At 66.8% G+C, this 19,386-nt stretch carries 19 protein-coding genes; 8 read left to right on the forward strand and 11 right to left on the reverse strand.

Annotated features, from left to right (window positions below):
* Nucleotides 1–53: 53 nt before the first annotated feature.
* Both NX780_RS10925 and NX780_RS10930 read right to left on the reverse strand, forming a co-directional pair.
* Entirely contained in the window at nt 54–2,918 is a 2,865-nt protein-coding gene (locus NX780_RS10925) for a bifunctional diguanylate cyclase/phosphodiesterase (protein WP_258827895.1), read from the reverse strand.
* Between the two features lie 127 nt (nt 2,919–3,045).
* A complete protein-coding gene (locus NX780_RS10930; protein WP_258827896.1) occupies nt 3,046–3,819 on the reverse strand; it encodes a spermine/spermidine synthase domain-containing protein in 774 nt (257 codons plus the stop codon).
* Between the two features lie 117 nt (nt 3,820–3,936).
* Between NX780_RS10930 and NX780_RS10935 the strand changes: the two genes are divergently transcribed.
* The 4 genes from NX780_RS10935 (at nt 3,937) to NX780_RS10950 (ending at nt 6,466) form a co-directional block, all read left to right on the forward strand.
* Nucleotides 3,937–4,086 carry a hypothetical protein gene (locus NX780_RS10935; RefSeq protein ID WP_258827897.1) on the forward strand — a complete coding sequence of 50 codons (150 nt, stop codon included), beginning with the start codon at nt 3,937–3,939 and terminating at the stop codon, nt 4,084–4,086.
* Entirely contained in the window at nt 4,079–4,210 is a 132-nt protein-coding gene (locus NX780_RS10940; protein WP_258827898.1) for a hypothetical protein, read from the forward strand. The genes NX780_RS10935 and NX780_RS10940 overlap by 8 nt, the downstream gene beginning before the upstream one ends.
* Before the next feature lie 20 nt (nt 4,211–4,230).
* Nucleotides 4,231–5,403 carry a GGDEF domain-containing protein gene (locus NX780_RS10945; protein ID WP_258827899.1) on the forward strand — a complete coding sequence of 391 codons (1,173 nt, stop codon included), beginning with the start codon at nt 4,231–4,233 and terminating at the stop codon, nt 5,401–5,403.
* Between the two features lie 82 nt (nt 5,404–5,485).
* On the forward strand, nt 5,486–6,466 hold the full coding sequence (locus NX780_RS10950) for a Ppx/GppA phosphatase family protein (RefSeq protein WP_258827900.1): 981 nt from the start codon (nt 5,486–5,488) through the stop codon (nt 6,464–6,466).
* 510 nt (nt 6,467–6,976) lie between these two features.
* Here the strand turns inward: NX780_RS10950 and NX780_RS10955 are convergent.
* From NX780_RS10955 to NX780_RS10965, 3 genes are all read right to left on the reverse strand, one after another.
* Nucleotides 6,977–7,414 carry a hypothetical protein gene (locus NX780_RS10955; RefSeq protein WP_258827901.1) on the reverse strand — a complete coding sequence of 146 codons (438 nt, stop codon included), beginning with the start codon at nt 7,412–7,414 and terminating at the stop codon, nt 6,977–6,979.
* 101 nt (nt 7,415–7,515) lie between these two features.
* Complete coding sequence (locus tag NX780_RS10960) at nt 7,516–7,740, reverse strand: hypothetical protein (RefSeq protein WP_258827902.1); 225 nt, start codon at nt 7,738–7,740, stop codon at nt 7,516–7,518.
* A 183-nt stretch (nt 7,741–7,923) separates the two neighbouring features.
* Nucleotides 7,924–8,400, reverse strand: coding sequence for an Imm26 family immunity protein (locus NX780_RS10965; protein WP_258827903.1), 477 nt, complete (start codon nt 8,398–8,400; stop codon nt 7,924–7,926).
* A 679-nt stretch (nt 8,401–9,079) separates the two neighbouring features.
* Here NX780_RS10965 and NX780_RS10970 point away from each other — a divergent pair.
* The 4 genes from NX780_RS10970 to NX780_RS25210 all read left to right on the forward strand — a co-directional run bounded on the left by NX780_RS10970 (nt 9,080) and on the right by NX780_RS25210 (nt 14,739).
* Complete coding sequence (locus NX780_RS10970) at nt 9,080–9,937, forward strand: substrate-binding periplasmic protein (RefSeq protein ID WP_258827904.1); 858 nt, start codon at nt 9,080–9,082, stop codon at nt 9,935–9,937.
* Between the two features lie 16 nt (nt 9,938–9,953).
* Nucleotides 9,954–13,019 carry a response regulator gene (locus NX780_RS10975; protein WP_258827905.1) on the forward strand — a complete coding sequence of 1,022 codons (3,066 nt, stop codon included), beginning with the start codon at nt 9,954–9,956 and terminating at the stop codon, nt 13,017–13,019.
* Nucleotides 13,016–14,164, forward strand: coding sequence for a response regulator (locus NX780_RS10980; protein ID WP_258827906.1), 1,149 nt, complete (start codon nt 13,016–13,018; stop codon nt 14,162–14,164). The genes NX780_RS10975 and NX780_RS10980 overlap by 4 nt, the downstream gene beginning before the upstream one ends.
* A gap of 95 nt (nt 14,165–14,259) precedes the next feature.
* Complete coding sequence (locus NX780_RS25210) at nt 14,260–14,739, forward strand: hypothetical protein (protein WP_307732764.1); 480 nt, start codon at nt 14,260–14,262, stop codon at nt 14,737–14,739.
* Between the two features lie 108 nt (nt 14,740–14,847).
* Here the strand turns inward: NX780_RS25210 and NX780_RS10990 are convergent, their stop codons facing one another.
* The 6 genes from NX780_RS10990 to NX780_RS11015 form a co-directional block, all read right to left on the reverse strand.
* Nucleotides 14,848–15,135: a hypothetical protein gene (locus NX780_RS10990; protein ID WP_036211798.1), complete on the reverse strand. Its 288-nt coding sequence runs from the start codon at nt 15,133–15,135 to the stop codon at nt 14,848–14,850.
* A 179-nt stretch (nt 15,136–15,314) separates the two neighbouring features.
* Nucleotides 15,315–15,959: an ABC transporter ATP-binding protein gene (locus tag NX780_RS10995; protein ID WP_258827907.1), complete on the reverse strand. Its 645-nt coding sequence runs from the start codon at nt 15,957–15,959 to the stop codon at nt 15,315–15,317.
* A gap of 20 nt (nt 15,960–15,979) precedes the next feature.
* Entirely contained in the window at nt 15,980–16,771 is a 792-nt protein-coding gene (gene phnE / locus NX780_RS11000; protein ID WP_258827908.1) for a phosphonate ABC transporter, permease protein PhnE, read from the reverse strand.
* Nucleotides 16,768–17,592 carry a PhnE/PtxC family ABC transporter permease gene (locus tag NX780_RS11005; RefSeq protein WP_258827909.1) on the reverse strand — a complete coding sequence of 275 codons (825 nt, stop codon included), beginning with the start codon at nt 17,590–17,592 and terminating at the stop codon, nt 16,768–16,770. The genes phnE and NX780_RS11005 overlap by 4 nt, the downstream gene beginning before the upstream one ends.
* Complete coding sequence (locus tag NX780_RS11010) at nt 17,592–18,410, reverse strand: phosphonate ABC transporter ATP-binding protein (protein ID WP_258827910.1); 819 nt, start codon at nt 18,408–18,410, stop codon at nt 17,592–17,594. The genes NX780_RS11005 and NX780_RS11010 overlap by 1 nt, the downstream gene beginning before the upstream one ends.
* A 20-nt stretch (nt 18,411–18,430) precedes the next feature.
* Complete coding sequence (locus NX780_RS11015) at nt 18,431–19,318, reverse strand: putative selenate ABC transporter substrate-binding protein (protein WP_258827911.1); 888 nt, start codon at nt 19,316–19,318, stop codon at nt 18,431–18,433.
* Nucleotides 19,319–19,386: the final 68 nt, after the last annotated feature.

Consider the following 19,386-nt stretch of genomic DNA (forward strand, 5'->3'; position numbering starts at 1 on the left):
ACGGTTTGAACGCGCGCACGGCGGAGCCGTGCACCCTACGAGCAGCAGGAAACTCAGGCGGGCAGCGGCTCCGGCTCAGCCTCGCAATGGGCCGGCGCGGGCAGGGCGCGGCGCTGGCGCAGCAAGGTCTCGAAATCCTCGGCGGCCAGCGGTTTGCTGAAGAAATAGCCCTGCATTTCGTCGCAGCCATGGCTGCGCAGGTAGTCGAGCTGCTCGAGCGTCTCCACCCCTTCGGCGATCACGGCCAGTTTCAGGTTATGGGCCAGGGCGATGATCGAGGTGACGATGGCTGCGTCGTTGGCGTCGTGGGTAATGTCGGCGACAAAGGAGCGGTCGATCTTCAGGACGTCGATCGGGAAGCGCGACAGGTAAGAGAGGCTCGAGTAGCCGGTGCCGAAGTCGTCGATCGACAGGTTCACGCCCAGTGACTTCATGCGGTGCAGCAACTCCACCGCCGGCGTCACGTCGCTCATGAACAGGCTTTCCGTCAGTTCGATCTCCAGGCAGTCCGGGTCCAGCGCGGTGTCCCGCAGGACCGATTCCAGGCCGGCGATCAGGTCGGCGGCGCCGAACTGGCGCGCCGACAGGTTCACCGCCACCCGCAGGCGGCCCAGGCCCGCATCCTGCCAGGCCTTGTTCTGGGCGCAGGCGGTGCGCAGCACCCAGGCGCCGATCTGCACGATCAGGCCGGTCTCCTCGGCGATGCCGATGAAGCGGTTCGGCGGCACCATGCCCAGTTCCGGGTGCTTCCAGCGGATCAGGGCTTCCATGCCGACGATCTGGCCGGTCTTGAGGTCCACCTGGGGCTGGTAGTGCAGCACGAATTCATTGCGTTCCAGGGCGTTGCGCAGCGCGCCCTCGATGCGCACGCGTTCCAGCGACTCCTCGTTCATGGCCGGGGTGTAGAACTGGAAGTTGTTGCGCCCCATCTTCTTGGCGCTGTACATCGCGATGTCGGCGTGTTCGATCAGGCTGTCGGCCGGCGTGCCTTCGCTCGGGTAGACCGCCACGCCGATCGAGCAGGTGACGAAGAATTCCTTGGTGCCGAGCATGACCGGCTGGGCCACCGAATCCATCACGCGCTGCACGATGTCGGGGGTGAGCAGATCGTCGTGGTCTTCCGACAGGATCACCACGAATTCGTCGCCCGACAGGCGCGCCACGGTGTCGGTGTCGCGCAGCGAGGAGGTCAGGCGCGCCGCCACCGTCATCAGGAGCACGTCGCCGGCCTTGTGGCCCATGGAATCGTTGACGAACTTGAAGCGGTCGAGGTCGATCAGCATGACCCAGATCGGGCGGCCGTTGCGGTTGGCGTAGGCGATCGCCTGGCCCAGGCGGTCCTGCAGCAGCGAGCGGTTCGGCAGGCCGGTCAGCACGTCGTGCTGGGCCACGTGGTGCACGCGCTGCTCGGTCAGCTTGCGTTCGGTGATGTCGCTGCCGGTGCCGCGGTAGCCGAGCAGCTGTCCCTGGTCGTCGAAGACCGGCTGGCCGTTGACCAGGAACCAGCGGGTGTCGCCGTGTTCGTCGACGGTGCGGTATTCGAGGTTGGCGAAGGGTTCATGGGCCTTGACCTGGGCGATGTGGGCGCGTCCGTCCTCGGTCTCGAGCAGGGAGGGCACGTATTCCCAGCGGGTCTTGCCGAGCACGGTCTCGACCGAGACCCCGGCCTTTTCGGTGAAGCCGCCGGTGACCATGGTGAAGCGCAGATCGCGGTCCTGCTCCCAGTACCAGTCGGAGGACATCGACACCAGCTGGCGGAAGCGCTGCTCGCTCTGCTGGAGGGCGCGCTCGGCGCGCTCGCGCGCGGCCATGTCTTCGACCAGGCGGCGGTTGGTGCGGCGCAGGTCGGCGGTGCGCTGGCGCACCAGCTGCTGGACCTTGCGCGCGCGCTGGCCGGACGCCTGCACGAAAGCCGTACCCAGCAGGGTCATCAGGATGCCGCCGACCAGCAGCGAGGTCGAGGCCATGTGGTCGGCGAGGAAGGGGCGCGGGGCGCCGGCCACCTCGATGCGCCAGGCCTTGCCGGCCACGCGCAGGATGTCGGCGCTGTGGCTGCTGTGGGCCGGCGCCAGCAGGCTGTCGAGCCAGCTGCGCGCGGCCGCCCTGGTGTCGCCGGTGGAGAACAGCAGGGTTTTGCCGTCGGCATATTCACCCGCGTAGACCGACACCGCGATGTCGCGCGACGCGTCGCGCGCGTCCAGCAGGCCCGCGTTGTCGAGCGAGGCGCGCACCAGTTCGGGGCCGCGGATGACGACGGCGGTGTCGCCGGCCAGCATGCCGTGGCGGTCCAGCACCGGCATGATCAGTTCGAAAGCCGGCTGCGGCTGGGCGTCCTGGGCCAGCTGGAACAGGCTGGTCGCGGCCGCCCGGCCTTCGCCGCGCGCCACTTCGAGCGCACTCATCACCTGCACGTTTTCCGTGATGTTCAGGCCAAAGGCGCGCTCGTTGCCGGCCATCGGCTCGATATAGTCGACGATGTGGTAACGCTCGCGCTGCGGGGCAACGGCCAGGCCGCCGCCATCGGGGCGCAATTCGGTGAACACGGTGCCCGGGCGTACCCGGCCGAGTTCCGCTTCGACGGCCGCGCGCGCCTCGCCCGGCACCGAGCGGTGGAAATTGAAGGCCTGGATATAGCCGTGGCGTTGCAGCAAGGCGGCGGTGAAGTCGCGGAACTGCTCGCGGCTGACCGGTTCGCCGCGCGCGAACAGCTGGTTGGTCACGGTCAGTACCTCGACCGCCTGCTCGATGCCCTGGCGCACGGCGGCCACGCGCTCGTCCGAACGCTGTCCAAAAGCCAGCGCCATATTGTCGTACTCGAGGTGGCTCACGCCCAGGAACAGGGCGCCGGACGCGGCCAGGCCACCTCCGAGCGTGAGGGCCGCCGTGAGAGTGAGCGACAGGGGCAGGCGACGTAACATCGAGCGCAAATAGTTCCGCAAAGAAGGCTTGCCAGTAGGCATGAATACGCAAAGTGTGTCACAAGGCGGCCATGTTCGGCAAACGAAATGTCTCATTTCTTCCCGCCTCGTGTGGGCGGCGCCCGCTTCATCCGCCGCGCCGGGCCAGCCAGGAAAGCAACAGGCGTGCGAGCAGGCGGTTGGACCAGCCGGCGCCGAGGCCCCGGTTGCGCAGAGTGTCGCGCAGCAGGCGCATGGCGGGACTGGGCTCCCCGTCTGTCCCGGCCGGACGCTGGGCAAACAGGATGGCGTTGTTGCCGGCGATGCCGGATAGCCAGCACAGGGCGCCCCCGAAGGCCCGCCGCAGGCGTTGCACCGCAGTCACATAGCCAGGATCATAAGTGAAGATATTTGCCACCAGCACGCCGCCGGGCGCCAGCGCCTTGTGGCAGTCGGCGTAGAAAGCCGCGCTCGACAGGCTCGGACACAGGCCCTCGCTATCGAAGCCGTCCACCAGCACGACGTCGATGCTGCCGGGTGCGGCGAGGGCCAGCCAGGCCGCCCCATCGCAGTGCAGCACCGCTAGCCGCCCGTCGGCCGGCGGCACCGCGAACTGCCCGCGCAGCGCGATCACGTCCAGGCGCTGCTCCAGCACCGTGATGCGGGTGTCAGGGAAGTGCCGGTGGCAGAATTTCACCAGGGAGCCGCCACCCAGGCCGACCATCACGATGTGGCGCGGGCGTGGCGCCAGGAGCACGAAGCACATCATCGCGCGGGTGTAGGCCAGCACCAGGGCCGTCGGGCGCGACAGCCGCATCTCGCTCTGGATGTCGCCCGGCGTGAACTCGAGCGTGCGGCGGTCGCCCTCGGTGCGCACGATCGGGGCGCGTTCCTGCTTGGGAAGTGGGTGCTGGGCGGGCATGGCCGCAGTATAGGGAAGGACGGGGGAGGGCGGCGCAGCTTGTTGTCGGGCATCCCTTTCTGATAAGCTGATCATTCGAACAAGCCCCCCAAGTACCCAACCACGCGGACTTCTTCCATGTTCCTGGACCATCCTTCCATCACCGCCACCAACGCCCAGACCGAGCCGGACCGGATCGAGCGCCTGCAGCGCGTGTACGGCTACGCGATGGCCCTGGCCGACAGCGCCGGCAATGCCGAGTTCGTCGAGAAGCTGCCAGTTGCATGACCACAAGGGCACCCTGATCGTGTTCTGGCATGCGCCGCCCACGAGCGAAGAACAGGACTACTTCCTGCGGGCCTGGGCCAGCAAGGTCGGCGACGGCAGCAGCCTGGTCGAACACGAGTTTTAACAGCGGGAGACCGAGCCTTCATGACGAACCTGGACGCGACCACGATGGTGCTGGTGCTGGCCCTCGGCAACCTGGCGCTGTGCGCGCTGCTGACCTTCTTCGACCACGGCCCCGTGCGCCCGCCGGCGCTCTCCGCCTGGGCCCTGTCCAAGCAGGTGCAGGCCGGCGCCTGGACCCTGCTGGCCATCGGCGGGGCGGGCGTGGTGCCCGAGGCGCTGGCGCTGCCGGGCGGCTACGCCCTGCTGTTCGCCGGCGTCGCCGTGGAAGCCGGCGCTGCCTTCGAGCAGGGCGGGCGCCACGGCTGGCGCCGTCCGACCCTGGTGGCCGGCGCGCTCGCCATCCTGGGCTTCCTCGTCTGCTACTGGATCGACGAGCAGGGGCTGCGCAGCGTCGCCGCCTCGCTCCTGCTGGGCGGCTTCTACCTGGCCGGCGCCGCGGCGCTGGCCACCGGCTGGCGCAATGCCTCCCTGCTGCAGCGCTTCCTGGCCATCGTCACGGCGGTGCTGGCCCTGGTGGTGGCCGCGCGCGGCCTGTCGGTGCTGCTGCTGCCGGGCGGCTGGCGCTGGCTCTCGAGCGAACTGCTGCGCCAGCTCTCCAGCATCGCCCTCTACCTCCTGATGCTGGCCAATGGCTTCGGCATGCTGCTGCTCGGCCGCGAAGCCGCAAGCCGCGAGCTGGCGCGCCTGGAAGTGGTTGACCCGCTCCTTGATGTGCCGAATCGCCGCGGCTTCTTCAACGCCCTGGCGCCCTGGATGGCGCTGGCGCGCCGCCCGGGGCTGCCGACCGCGCTGGTGGTGCTCGACCTGGACGACTTCAAGCGCGTCAACGACGGCTACGGTCACCCGGCCGGCGACACCGTGCTGCGCCACGTGGTGGACCTGTGCCGGCGCCAGCTGCGCGATTCCGACCTGGTCGGCCGCCTGGTCGGGGTCGAGTTCGCGATCCTGCTGCCGCGCACCAATGCCGACGAGGCGGCGCTGGTCGCGGAACGCATCCGCGCCGCCATCGCCAGCTCGCCGGTGAAGAGCGAGCGCGCATTGATTTCGATGACAGCCAGCTTCGGCGTCACCGTGATCCGCCCGGAAGACAGCACCGTGACCCTGTTCCAGCGCGCCGACGATGCCCTGCAGGCCTCCAAGCGCGCCGGCCGCAACCGGGTCAGCCAGGCCGTCGTCGCGCCGGTCGAGGCTTGAGCCCGGGCGCGCCGCGGCGCGTCACCGTGCTGTCACATGGCGCTCGTATGCTGCGGCTTCACGCAGCAAGAGCGCCATCACGATGCACTTTCCCGATTCCCCTCGTTACGCCGCCGTCGAACTCGGCTCCGACAGTTTTCGCCTCCACGTCGCCCGCGTCGAGGGCGGCGAGATTCACCTGGAAGCCTCGCTCGCCGAGCGGGTGGCGCTGGCCGCCTCCTTCGAGGACGACGGCAGCCTGTGCGAGGTCGCGATGCGGCGCGCGGTGGCCTGCCTGCGCGAATTCGCGCGCATCCTCGATCTCTGGCGTCCACAGGCGGTTCGGGTGGTCGCCACCGTGGCGCTGCGCATGGCGCGCAACGCGTCCGTTTTCCTCCCCGCGGCGGAAGGTGCGCTGCGCCGCCCGATCGAGCTGATCGCCGGCGACGAGGCCGGACGCCTGGTTTGCATGGGCGTGGCCTCCACCTTGCCGCACAGCGATGCGCCGCGACTGGTGCTCGACATCGGCAGCGCCACGACCGAGCTGGTGCTGGGGCAGGGCGACGTCATCGAGCGCATCGAATCCTTTCCGGTCGGCGCGCTGCGCCAGAGCCTCAGCTTCTTCCCGGGCGGGTCCATCGATGCCGCAGGCTTCGACGCGGCCGTGCGCTCGGGGCGCAGCCGCTTCGCCGAGACGGCGCTGGCCCGGCGCTGCCCGAATCAGGCGTGGGGCGCCTGTGGCACCGTGCGGGCGCTGGCCGAGATCGCGCAAGAGGATGGCCTGTCCGACGGGCCGCTCGACCGCGACTGCCTGCTGGCGCTGCGCGGGCGTTTCCTTGAAGCGGGCCATGTGGCGCGAATTCGCCTGGCCTGGTCGGCCGCCGCGCGTGCGCCGCACCTTGCAGGGGGACTGGCCCTGCTGCTCGCGCTGATGGAGGAATACGGTATCGAGACGGTCCTGGCGGCGCAGGCCGGACTGCGCGTCGGGGCGATCTGGGAGCTGCATCGGCGTACCGCGACGCTCACACCACCGCCCGGCCTGAGAGCGCCTGACAAGACCGTTCGACATACCGTCAGCAGATGAAGGGCAGGAAGGCGAAAGGAAGGCATGATGTATGTCTGCTCGCAACCCCTAGTTGACCTCGCCGAGTGCAGGAAACCAGACTACAAGTCGAGAAATCACATTACGGCCGGATGATGGTCAACGATCAAGTCGTGACACTTGAATACCCATTCCGGACCGCCAGGTTGGCCAAACACCTCATCGCGCCGCAGCAGGCGCTCACCGAAAGCATCGTTATCCAGCTCCTTCTTGACTCTTCGGGGAGCCATGATCCTGTTCCCAACAAGCGTCAAAGGTGGGGATCGCCCTTGGTCTTCTCCAGGAGATGTACCCGGAACACGGCCTCACTTGTCTCCGAATGGTGGAGCATCCCGGTTTCCCGCTGAAAGCTTCCCCTACATCCACAAGGGCAGTTCCACAGATCCGACTTTTTATGGGAAAACACTCCTTGGTTCATCGGCAGTGCATTTCATTCCAGTCGGGGCCGGCGAAGGAGAGGCTTCTGGCCAGTGCTACCCGGTAGACCTATCGTTAGACGTTCTGTAGAAGCGAAACGTAACCTGCAAACTCGTTTTGCCAGTCGCCATAGACCGCCGTCAGGTTACATCGAGGGCACCTACATGCCACATACAACCACCGGACGTCTTCTGAGTTATCGTACAAAGCAACGCCGATCGAAACCTCTAAATCGTCGCTTCCGCATGGACATCCACATTCTTCGAGTTCAGCGTCCTCAAGATACTCTTCGCTGTCACCGATCGGATGCTGGACATCACATTCAGAGCATTGACGAACAGCAGCGCCTTCGTTCTCGTCTAACCAGAGTCGGAAAATTCCACTACCACAGCTGCATACAGCATCTGCAAAATGTTGAGCCAAATAGCCGTTGCGCTTGCTATATCTTTTGATTTCACTGTGAATGTCGGCACGACCATCGCCATACCAGTACTGACCGCGTTTCGTAAGCATCTACGGCGTCCCCTTTGATCATCAATGGCACGTCTCAACGGCTCTTGCGCAGAATAACTGCACCCGACGGCCGCTATTAGCCCCTGCGTGGTCGTTGGCGCTCATTCTTTGACTATCTTGTCCAGCTCCGCATTGGCTTTTCTGGGTGTGCGGGTGCGGACAAGTCCCTCGAGCGCTACTCCGATGGCGACACTAATGCCAACCCCAAGGGCCAAACTACCGGACACAAGACCGATGCTACATCCGATCGCGATGGATATCGGCAGTAGGCGGTAGGACTGCACAGGACCTTCACTTCCGCGTTTCACGTTTTCCGTCTTTGCCATACCAGCTCCTAACGTTGCAATGACCTCATTAAAGGACCGCTTTTGGCCGATCTCGGCCGTTGAGCTCAACATAGCAGGCTCCGAAGGCAGGAAGATCGGAGACTGTCGTGAACAACAAGAATCAATCCAGAGCGCATGCGGCGTTGCACGAGGGTTGTCGGCTTTCCCTGCTGCCCCGGGCCGTCACCGATGGGTAGCAAAATGCTTTCGCAGGCGAGCTTCCATGTGCTGAGCGTCCCAGACCGCCGCTCGTTCGAGATTCATGCACATCTCTTTGCAAGACGGGTGAATTTCGCCTGTCACGCTGTAATAGATTGAATATTGACCAGTCAATATATCTTGCATGAAATATTGGCGCTCTCGCGCGAGTTCCGGCTTAAGGAGTCTTTGATCTACAATCTTCCAGCGTCTACTGCGAACGGCGGAGTTCATGACGGAGACGATAAACGCGATCGGTTGCGTATAGATCGCCTCGTACGAAGAAGCCGGGCCGTTCACGAGTCCGTCGTAAAACGCAAGTTCCGACTTGCTGACAATGCGCCCGTACGCAAAATTCCCTTCGCCCAGGTCAAGCTCTACAAGTCCACCGATCAGGATCCGCTGCTTGCCTGTCTCAACGCGTTTGCTTTCTGTATCCATGACATCCAGTTGTCGTTCCAAAAAACCTTGCTGGCCCAGTGGACGGTGCAAAATGGGATAAGGCGTTCCTCGTGTTCAGCGCCCAAATCAAAGGTCCACTTTTGGACCCATTGCAGACGTCAGCTTCTGTCTGGCTACAGTCGCCGATCAATCACGCCAGCGGACCGAACTGCCGATTCCGAGAGCGACCTCTGCTGCATTCATTGCCTCGGAAAGTGTCGGGTAACCACCTCCTCCCGCATTGTAGTGGCCGCGTAGAGTGGTACTTCCATGTTCAACATAGAAGGTTACTCGCTCATGATCATCCGCGAGCTCCGGCGGATCTTCATAGTCTCCAGATCCATAGCAGACTGGACTGCGCATAATCCGTATGTCGCAGGTGACTTCCCCGTCATACAAGAACGTTCCCGTTTTAGCGACTTCTTGGCCCGGTTGAAGGTCCATATATGCGCTCCCAGTCCCAAATGTGGAATTTCAGCAAGGTCCGCTCCTGGTCGACAACGCCAGGTCAACACAGCCAAGTGTACTGGGCTGTTGCCGTCAAAGCAACTTGAGGGTCCCAGGCACTATCGCCGCCAATTGGATTGAGGTGATACCGGCGTGTGGCTTTTGCGCCAAGCCCCTGATTTTGCTGTTGTTTGGAAACGTCTGATGGCATACTTGTGTTGTTCAATCAACCACGCTTGCTTTTCAGAACTACATGCGCCGCTCACCCCGTTTCCTGCTGGCCGCCTGCCTCCTGGTTTCGGCCACGGCCCAGGCCGCCAAACAGGACAGCATCACCCTGTGCTTCGAGCGCCAGGACGTGCGGCCCTGGCGCACCCTGGATGGCGGCGGACTGAATTTCGAGCTCCTGAACGAGGTCGCGCGGCGCACCGGCATCACCTTCGACTACCAGAGCATGCCCTGGAAGCGCTGCCTCGAACAGCTGCGCTCGAACCAGGTCGACGGGGCCTTTGCCGTCAGCTTCACCCGTGATCGCATTGGCCTGGGCGCCTATCCCGGCGTCGTGCCGAATACGGGTGCGGCGGTTGCCGACCCGCAGGCCGACCCGAACAAGCGCATGCATACCGACACCTATGTGCTGGTGCGCCGCCGAGGCAGCGCGCTCGACTGGGACGGCAAGACCTTCCGCAATCTCGACGGGCGGATCGGCTTCCAGCTCGGCTACTCGGTGGGCGACTTCCTGCGCCTGCAGGGCGTGGCGCTGGACGAGGGCAGCCAGCGCCCTGACGAACTGGCCGAGAAGCTGATCGCCGGACGCCTGGCCGGCGCCGCGATGGGCGGAGGCGACGCCATCCGCATGCTGCGCGGACCGCTGGGCAGCAAGCTCGAGGTGCTGCCGGTGCCGCTGGTCGAAAAACCCTACTACCTGGTGCTGTCGAACTCCTGGGTCACGCGCAAGCCCCAGCTGGCCGCGACCCTGTGGGACGCGATCGAGCAGGTGCGCACCAGCCCCGGCTACCGCCAGCGCGAACGCGACTATGCCGCGGCCGCGCGCCGCAAGCGGGTCGATACCGGCCTCGCCGCGCAGGCCAAGGGCGGAGGCAGCCATTAGCCGCCGCCGTCCGCGCGTGCGCCTGCTGCCGCGTCGCCTGGTCGAGAACTGGCGCCAGAACATCGTGTTCCGGCTCGGCGCCGGCATCGTGCTGGCGGTCGCGCTGTCCACCGGCGTCTACACGACGTATACCCTGCATACCCTGCGCATGGAGGCCGACGCGCGCCTGCAGGAGCGGGTCGAGCGCCAGGCCAATGTGCTGTCGCACGCGCTGGCGCGCCCGCTGTTCGACATCAACAGCGCCGCCGTGTCCTCGGTGGTCGACGCGCTCGGCGCCACCCCGGAAGTCCAGACCCTGCAGGTGCTGGCCCCCGACGGGACCCTGCTGGCGGCGCTCGGCAATACCGGCGAACATGACGGCGAGCCGGCGCTGCGGGTGCGGCGCCGCATCAGCTACAACGACGGCACCCGCGCCTATTCGGTGGGGGCGATCGAGCTGGCCTTCTCGCGCGCCCAGATCGACCAGGACCTGCGGCGCCAGATCGTGCACACGGCCACCGCCAACATCCTGCTCACGCTCGCCATCGTCGGCTGCGTGTTCGTGGTGGGGCGGCGCATGTCGCAGCCCTTCGCCGACATCCAGGACGCGCTGGAGAAGCTCGCGCGCGGCGAGACCGACATCCGCCTGTCCGGCATCGGCCGGCGCGACCAGGTCGGGCGCCTGTCCTCGGCGGTGCGCAGCTTCCGCGACACCCTGAACCGCCTGCGCCAGGCCGAGCAGGTGACCAATGGCCTGCTGCGCGAGAAGAGCCGCATCGAGCAGCAGCTGCGCGAGCTGAACGAAGACCTGGAACAGAAGATCGCCGCCCGCACCGAGGAACTGACCCAGTCGAACCTGCGCGCGGAAGCGGCGAACGTGGCCAAGTCCGAGTTCCTCGCCAACATGAGCCATGAGATCCGCACCCCGATGAGCGCCATCATCGGCATGGCCTACCTGGCGCTGCGCACCGACCTCAATCCAAAGCAGCAGGACTACGTCGGCAAGATCCACCGCGCCGCGCTGTCCCTGTTGGGGATCATCAACGACATCCTCGACTTTTCCAAGATCGAGGCCGGCAAGCTGGAAGTCGAGCAGGTCGCCTTCGACCTCGACGAGGTGCTGTGCAACGTCGCCAGCGTGACCAGCCAGCGCGCCGCCGACAAGCGCCTCGAATATCTGTTCCACGTGCCGCACTCGGTGCCGCGCCAGCTGGTGGGCGACCCGCTGCGCCTGGGCCAGGTGCTGATCAACCTGGTCAACAATGCGGTGAAGTTCACGCCCAGCGGCGAGCTGCAGCTGTCCTGCATCCCGCTGCGCGGGGCGGATCCTGGCCACGTGCGCCTGCGCTTCGCCGTCAGCGACACCGGCATCGGCATCGGCGAAGAGCAGCAGGCCAAGCTGTTCCGCGCCTTCAGCCAGGCCAACGGCTCGACCACGCGCGAGTACGGCGGCACGGGTCTTGGCCTGTCGATCTCGCAGCAGCTGGTAGGCCTGATGGGCGGTCGCATTGCGGTGGACAGCGAACCGGGCGCCGGCTCGACCTTCCACTTCGACCTCGATTTCGCCCTGTCCGGCCAGCCCGAATCGACCCTGGTGGCGCCGCCGGAACTCAATGGGGCGCGGGTGCTGGTGGTCGACGACAGCGTGCTGGCGCGCGCCGTGCTGCGCGAAGCGCTGGCGGCCCTGCCGCTGCGGGTCGAGTGCGCGTCCGATGCGCGCCACGCCGAAGGCGCGATCTACGCGGCCGACGCCGCGGGCGCCCCTTACCAGCTGGTGCTGACCGACTGCACCATGCCGCGCATGGACGGCATCGATCTGGTGCGCCGCATCCGTGACAACACCGACCTGTGCCGCCCGCCGCTCACCGTGCTGGTGACGCCGTTCGGACGCGACGACGTGCAGGCCCGCGCCGAAGAGGCGGGCGTGAACGGCTTCCTGTTCAAGCCTTTCGTCGGCTCATCGCTGTCAAATACGCTCGCCGGCCTGTTCGCGCAAGCCCCGCGCGACGCTTTTGGCGCCGGCGTGGTGCGCCCTTCGCAGCATGCGGCGCGCGTGCTGCTGGTCGAGGACAACCTGGTCAACCAGCAGATCGCGCGCGAGCTGCTCGAATCGCAGGGCATCGACGTGGACGTGGCATCCAACGGCCAGCAGGCCCTCGACAAGCTGATGGAGGCCGGCCCGGACGGCTATCGCCTGGTGCTGATGGACCTCGAGATGCCCCAGCTCGACGGCCATGCGGCCACGGTGCAACTGCGCAAGGATGCGCGCTTCGACGAGCTGCCCGTCATCGCCATGACGGCGCATGCGCTGGCCGAGATCCGCGAGCGCTGCCTGTCCGAGGGCATGCAGGACTACATCACCAAGCCGGTCGAACCGGAGAAGCTCTACGCCACGCTGTCGCGCTGGCTCGGCAAGGCCCTGCCCACGCGCACCGCGCTGGCATCGAGCGAGACCGGACCGACCACCGCGGGCGAGCTGCAGCTGTCGAGCGTGACCGGGATCGACGCCAGCTTCGGCCTGCGCAACGTGGGCGGCAACGGACGCCTCTACGTGGAGTTGCTGGACCGCTTCCGCGGCTCGCAGCGCGACGCCGGCTGCAGCATCCAGAGCGACCTCGATGCGGCGCGCCTGCGTGAAGTGGCGGTGCGCGCCCATACGCTGCGCGGCGTGGCCGGCAACGTCGGCGCGCGCGAGCTGCAGGCCCTGGCCCAGGAGATCGAGGAAGAAGCCGGGCGCGCGAACCCGGACCTGGCGCGCCTGGCGTCCAGCTGCACCGCCCTGCGCGGCAGCCTGGACGGCCTGATGGACGCACTCGATACCTATTTCGCCAAGGCGGCGCCGAAGGAGGCGATCGCGCCGCCGGCGGGCAGCTCGGCGCTGGACGCGGCCAAGGCCGTGGCCCAGCTGGAAGCCTTGCTCGCCGAGTTCTCCGGCGAAGCCACCGACTTTTTCGACACGGTGCGCGGGCCCCTCGGGCGCCTGCTCGGCCCGGGCGCATTGGCGCGCCTCGAGGCCCACCTGTCGCGTTACGAATTCGAAGAAGCGCGCCTCGTGCTGGCCCAGTCGCACGGCGGCGCGTCATCCATTGCGGAACACATATGAACGCAGCCTCGCAGCCGAAACCTGACAAACCGACGATCCTGATCGTCGACGACACGCCCGACAACATCATGCTGCTGTCGCGCCTCCTGAAGGACAAGTACCACACCAAGGTGGCCAACAACGGCACGACAGCCCTGCAGGTAGCAAGCGCCACGCCCGACCTCGACCTGATCCTGCTCGACGTCATGATGCCGGGCATGGACGGGTACGAGACCTGCCGCCAGTTGAAGAGCAATCCGGCCACCAGCGACATCCCGGTGATCTTCCTCACCGCGAAGAACCAGATCGAGGACGAGGCCATGGGCCTGTCGGTGGGCGCGGTCGACTACCTGGGCAAACCCATCAGCCCGCCGATCCTGTTCGCGCGCGTGAACACCCACCTGACCTTGCGCAGTGCGAGGAAACTCCTGCAGGAGCACAACCAGAACCTCGAGCGCATCGTGCAGCAGCGCACCGCCCAGCTGCTCCTGATGCAGGAAGCGCTGATCCTGGCGATGGCCTCGATGGTCGAGACGCGCGACGGCAAGGTTCACGAGAACAACGGGGGCAACCACCTGCGCCGCACCCAGCACTACATGCGCGCGCTGGCCCTCAAGCTGCGCAACCATCCGCGCTTCGCCGCCCATCTCACCGACGAGAACATCGACCTGCTGTACAAGTCGGCGCCGCTGTGCGACATCGGCAAGGTCGGGCTACCCGACCACATCCTGCAAAAGCGCGGCAAGCTCGATCCGGAAGAGTTCGAGATCATGAAGCTGCACGCGGCCTACGGACGCGACACCATCATGCTGGCCGAGAAGCACCTGGGCGGCTCGAACAGCTTCCTGATGTTCGCGCGCGAGATCTCCTACTCGCACCAGGAGAAATGGGATGGCAGCGGCTATCCGGAAAGCCTGAGCGGCGAAGAGATCCCGGTCTCGGCGCGCCTGATGGCGGTGGCCGACGTCTACGATGCGCTGATCTCGCGCCGCGTCTACAAGCCGCCCTTCAGCCACGAGCAGTCGCTGGAGATCATGCGCCAGGGCCGCGGCACGCACTTCGACCCGGACGTGCTGGACGCCTTCTTCGCGATCGAGGAGGAGTTCGCGCGCATCGCGCAGGAGTACCGCGACACGGAAGAAGGAGAGGGCGGATCAGGCGCCTGAGCGAAGGGATTGTCTGCGCGCGATCAATCGTGCGCCTTGGCACTGCGGGGGCAAATCGACTATATTGTTTAGCTTGTTGAACAATGGAGTCAGTAATGCCCAGGAAGTCGGCCGCCATCCCGGCGGCAACCAGGACCGAGCGCGCCAAGGCGCCGGTCGGGGCCGCAGCCAGGCCGGCTGCGAAAGCAGCAGTCAAATCCGCGGCCAAGCCCGCAAACAAGCCCGCAGCAAAAACCCGGACGTCCATAAAAACCGCCGTGAAGGCTGCAGCCGGCGCCCTTGCCGCGCCCGCGGCGAAGCGCACGCGCAAGGCCGCGCAGCCCGCCGCCACGACGCCCGCGCCGCGCGACGCCGCGCGTCCGGTGCTGGTGCGCGACAGCTTCACCATGCCCGAGCAGGAATATGCGGTGCTTGCCGAGGTCAAGGGCGCCTGCCTGCGCGCCGGCATCGACGTCAAGAAGAGCGAGCTGCTGCGCATCGGTGTGGCCCTGCTGGGCCAGGTCGACATCGCCACCCTCAAGGCCGTGCTGGCCGCGCTCCCCCAGCTCAAGACCGGCCGTCCGCCTGCAGCGTAGGGTGGTCGGCTGTGCCGACCGCGCGTTCAACTCTCGGATGCGCAGAGGCTGAGCATGCGCTGGCTGGACGCGCGGTCGGCGAAGCCGACCACCCTACAAAAACCAAACCTAATGGATCGAAGCGCTGGTCAGTTCCTTCAGTTCGCGGATCGGGATATTCGATTTTTCGTGCATGCGCAGGAGTATCGTCGCGCCCACATTGAGCTTGCGGTGGCGGATCTTGCTGATGATCGGGGGCTGCACTTCGAGGACGCGGCACAGCTCGGCATCGTTCTTCAGTTGCATGCGCTCGATCAGGGTGTCGAGCAGTTTGTTGGGCACGAAGCTGGATGGTTCGAGGGCGCGAGCCCGGTGCATTGCGGCGAGCATTTCCTGTTTTTTCTGTCGTACGCTCATGTTGGTTCTCCAATATGAAAACATGGGTTCGGGACAGATCGACTGTTCTGGAAGAGCCCAGCCTCTTTCTTGTGCTAACGGATCGGTGGCGGGTCGTTGTGATATTACTACGGCTGCGTCACGCACGATTCACGATTCAGACGCAAAATTGTTTCCATTTGCGTCTTTCTCCGTGGAATTTACGCTAATTTCAGTCCGGAGCGCGTCAGGAGCAGCACCTGGTCGGCCATGGCGGCCGCGGCATGCGAGTGGGTGACCATGATGGCGCCGGCGCCGCTCTCGCGGGTTTCCTGGCGCAGCAGATGGAGGATGCCTTCGGCGGTCTCGGGGTCGAGGTTGCCGGTCGGCTCGTCGGCCAGCAGCAGGGCGGGGCGGTGCACCAGGGCGCGCGCGATCGCCACGCGCTGCAGCTCTCCGCCCGAGAGCTGTCGCGGGAAGTCGGCGCCGCGGCCGCCCAGGCCGACGGCGGCCAGCATCTCGTCGGCGCGCCCCGCGTCCCGGCGGTTCAGGAGCAGCGGCAGGGCGACGTTCTGGCGCAGGGTAAGGTGGGGCAGCACGTGGAAGGCCTGGAAGATGAAGCCCATGCGGGTGCGGCGCAGCAGGGTGGCGGCATCGTCGTCGAGCGCCGCCATCGGCGCGCCGTCGACGATGACCTGGCCGCTGTCCGGCGTGTCCAGGCCCGCGATCAGGTTCAGCAGGGTCGACTTTCCGACGCCCGATTCGCCCATGATGGCGACGAATTCGCCGGCCTTGAAGGTATGCGAGAGCCGGGCCAGCACGGTGCGGCCGCCGTAGGATTTGGTCAGTTGGTCGAGGACGAGCATGGCGGCCATTATCCCCGAGCTCAGCGCGTCAGCGCGCGCCGCAGCGCGAAGCTCGCAGCATCCACGGCCGCCACCAGCAGCAGCATCGCGATCACCACGGTCGCCGCGCTCTGCATCTGGAACAGCGACAGGTGGTACTTGAGCATCTGTCCCAGGCCGCCGGCGCCGACCACGCCCAGCACCGCGGCGGCGCGGATATTGTTCTCCCAGCGGTAGAGGCTATACGACAGCATCTGCGGCAGCGCCTGCGGCAGGGTCGCGTAGAGGAAGGCGGCGAGCGGCGCGGCGCCGTTGTTGCGCAGTGCGGCCTCGGGCTGCGGCTCGGTGTTCTCAAGCGCGTCCGCGAACAGGCGCCCCAGCACGCCGCTCGTGTGCGCGGCCAGGGCCAGGGTGCCGGCAAGCGGCCCGAGCCCGGCCGCCACCAGCAGCAGGGCGGCCCACACCAGTTCGGGAATCGAGCGCAGGACGTTGAGCAGCACGCGCACCGGAACGCGCAGGGGCGCGCCAAGGCGCCCGCTGCCCGGCAGGGCGAGCAGCAGGCCGCCGATCACGGCCAGCAGGGTGCCGACCAGGGACATCGCGAGCGTCTCCCATAGCGCGACCAGGGTCTTCATCAGGAAGGCCGGCGCCATCTCCGGCGGCGAGAAGCCGGCCAGGAATTCGCCGGCCGAGGTGATGGCTTCCGGCGTGAAGAAGGCGGCCCACTGCAGGGGGAGGGAAGCAAAGCTGGCGACGACGAGCAGCAGCAGGGCGAGCAGCAGCAGCGGCGTGCCGATCGAGCGTGGTGGCGGAGGCGGCATGCCGGGCTTCATCCGAGCCTCCGGCGCAGCAGTTTCGAGACCAGGTCGGCCAGGGCCACCAGCAGCACGAACACGATCAGCATGGCCGAGACTTCACCGCCCGCCATCATCCTGGTGCTCTCGTCCATGCGCTGGCCGAGCCCCCCCGCGCCGACGAAGCCCATCACCGCCGAGCCGCGGATCGCGCACTCCCAGCGGTAGACGGTATAGGACACCAGTTCGGCGCTCGATTCGGGCAGGGCGCCATACAGCAGCGCCGGCAGGCGTCCGCTGCCGTTGGCCAGCAGGCTGTCGAGGGCATGGGCGTCGCCCGATTCGAGGATCTCGGCATACACCTTGGCCAGCATGCCGGAATACGCCAGGGCGATGGCCAGCACGCCGGCGGTCGGGCCCAGGCCGACGATGCGCACGAAGAGCAGGGCCCACACGAGTTCCGGCACGCTGCGCAGCAGCACCAGCACCCAGCGCAGCAGCTGGCGCACGCCGCGCGCGACGGGGCGCATGCGGCCCGTGCCGAGCATCGACAGCGACAGGCGTTCGGTGATGACGAGGGTGGCGGGGATGGCGCCCAGCAGCGCCAGGGTGAGGCCGGCGGTGGCGATGGCCACGGTCTGCCAGGTGTCCCGCAGGACCATGGCCAGGAACTCGGCGCCGTGCGCCGGACGCAGGAAGTCGCTCAAGAAACCGCCCGCGGCCGCCAGGCTTTGCGGGTCGAACAGCAGCCAGGGCTTGAATTCGCTGGCGGCCAGCATCGGCCACAGCAGGAGCAGGCAGACGATGGTAGCGCTCACCCGGCCGCGCCAGGCCGGGTCCGGGTGCCGCACCGCCGTCATCAGAAGCAGGCGCCGACCGCGATCCGGTCGGGCGATTCGTGCGGGTGGCCGGGATGCGGCTGGACGTTCTCGTTCTCGTAGAGCGCGGCGATCATGGCGTCCGTGACCTGTTCGCGCGGCGCGTCGAACATGATGCGGCCCGCGCGCAGGCCGACCAGGCGCGGGAAGTGGGCGCGCGCCATCTCGACCTGGTGCAGGCTGCAGACGAGCGATGCGTTGCGGCTCGCGGCCTCCTGCTGCAGGGTACCCAGGGTGTGCCGGGCCAGGGCCGGATCGAGGGCGGAGATCGGCTCGTCGACCAGGAAGGCTTCGCTGGTGGAGAGCAGCAGGCGCGCCAGGGCGCAGCGCTGGCGCTCGCCGCCAGAGAGGCGGTCGACCCGCGCATACAGCTTGTCGCCCAGGCCGAAGCGAGACAGCGCCGCGTGGGCGGCGTCGGGATCGCCCGGCTTGACCAGGGAAGCGAAGGCCTGCCACAGGTTCATGTGCGGCAGGCGCGCCGCCAGCACGCTGGTGACCACGCGCTGGCGCGGCGGCAGCGGCGGGGCCTGGGGCGCCAGGAAGAGGCGTGCGCGCAGGCGGTGGCGCGCGGCCTGCGACAGCGACCAGGGGTCCTGCCCGAAGACGGTGAAGCTGCCCGTGTCCGGGCGGTGGGCGCAGGCGAGGGTGGCGAGCAGGGTGGTCTTGCCGGCGCCCGAAGGGCCGATCAGGGCCAGCTGCTCGCCGGGGGCGACGACCAGGTCGAGTCCATGCAGGGCAGGCGCGGCATCGCGCTTCGCCGCCAGATGGCGGACCGTCAGGTTCTCGAGGTGGAAGGTCATCGCTTGCCGCTACGCCGCAATTACTTCAGCAGGCCCGCGTTGCGCGCGGCGGCTTCGATCGCCGCATAGTTCGCCGTTTTGGTCGGGACGAACTTGCTGGCGCGCTGCAGGTCGAGGATCAGCTTGCCTTCAGGCGTCGCGTCGTTCAGGGCCAGGAAGGCGTCGGTGATCTTCTTTTGCAGGGCCGGATTCATGTCGCTGCGCACGGTCCAGTTGTAGTCGTAGTAGCCCGGGGTGGTGTAGAACACGCGCACGACCTTCGGATCGACCTTCCTGGCTTCGACCAGCTTTTCCCACACCGAGATGTTGAGCGCGCCCGCATCGACCTTGCCGCCCGCGACGGCCGCGACGGTGGCGTCGTGCGCGCCCGAGAAGGCGACGCGCTTGAGGTCGGTGTCCGGGTTGATCTTCGCGCCCAGCAGGAAGGAGCGCGGCATCAGGTGGCCCGAGGTCGACGATTCCGAGCCGAAGGACAGGGTTTTCCCTTTGAGATCTTCCAGTTTATTAATGGCCGGGTTGGTGGTCACGAACACCGAGCGGAATTTCTCGTCCTCAAGACGCTGCACCAGCGGGGTCACCATGCCCTTGCTGCGCACGTTCGCCTGCACGAAGGTGAAGCCGCCGAACCAGACCATGTCGATCTTGCGGTTGATCAGGCCTTCGACCGAGGCCGCGTAATCGGTGACCGGAGTGAACTCGACCTTCAGGCCGGTGGCCTTGGCCAGGTAGTCGCCCAGCGGCTTGAACTTGCGCTGAAGCTCGGTCGGTGCTTCGTCGGGGATGGCGGAGACGCGCAATACGCCCGGGGTGTTCTGGGCATGGGCGCCGCCGGCGGCGAACATCAGGCCGGCCGTGGCGGTCGCGGCAAACAGGGATTTCAGGACACGCGAAGGCGAGAAGAAGGTCATTGTTATTGCTTTCTTATTGGGTGCTGGAAATAGGTTGAACCGGCATCGTCACGTGCGCACGGCAGCAG

The organism is Massilia agri (genome assembly GCF_024753255.1).
Taxonomy (GTDB): Bacteria; Pseudomonadota; Gammaproteobacteria; order Burkholderiales; family Burkholderiaceae_D; genus Telluria; species Telluria agri.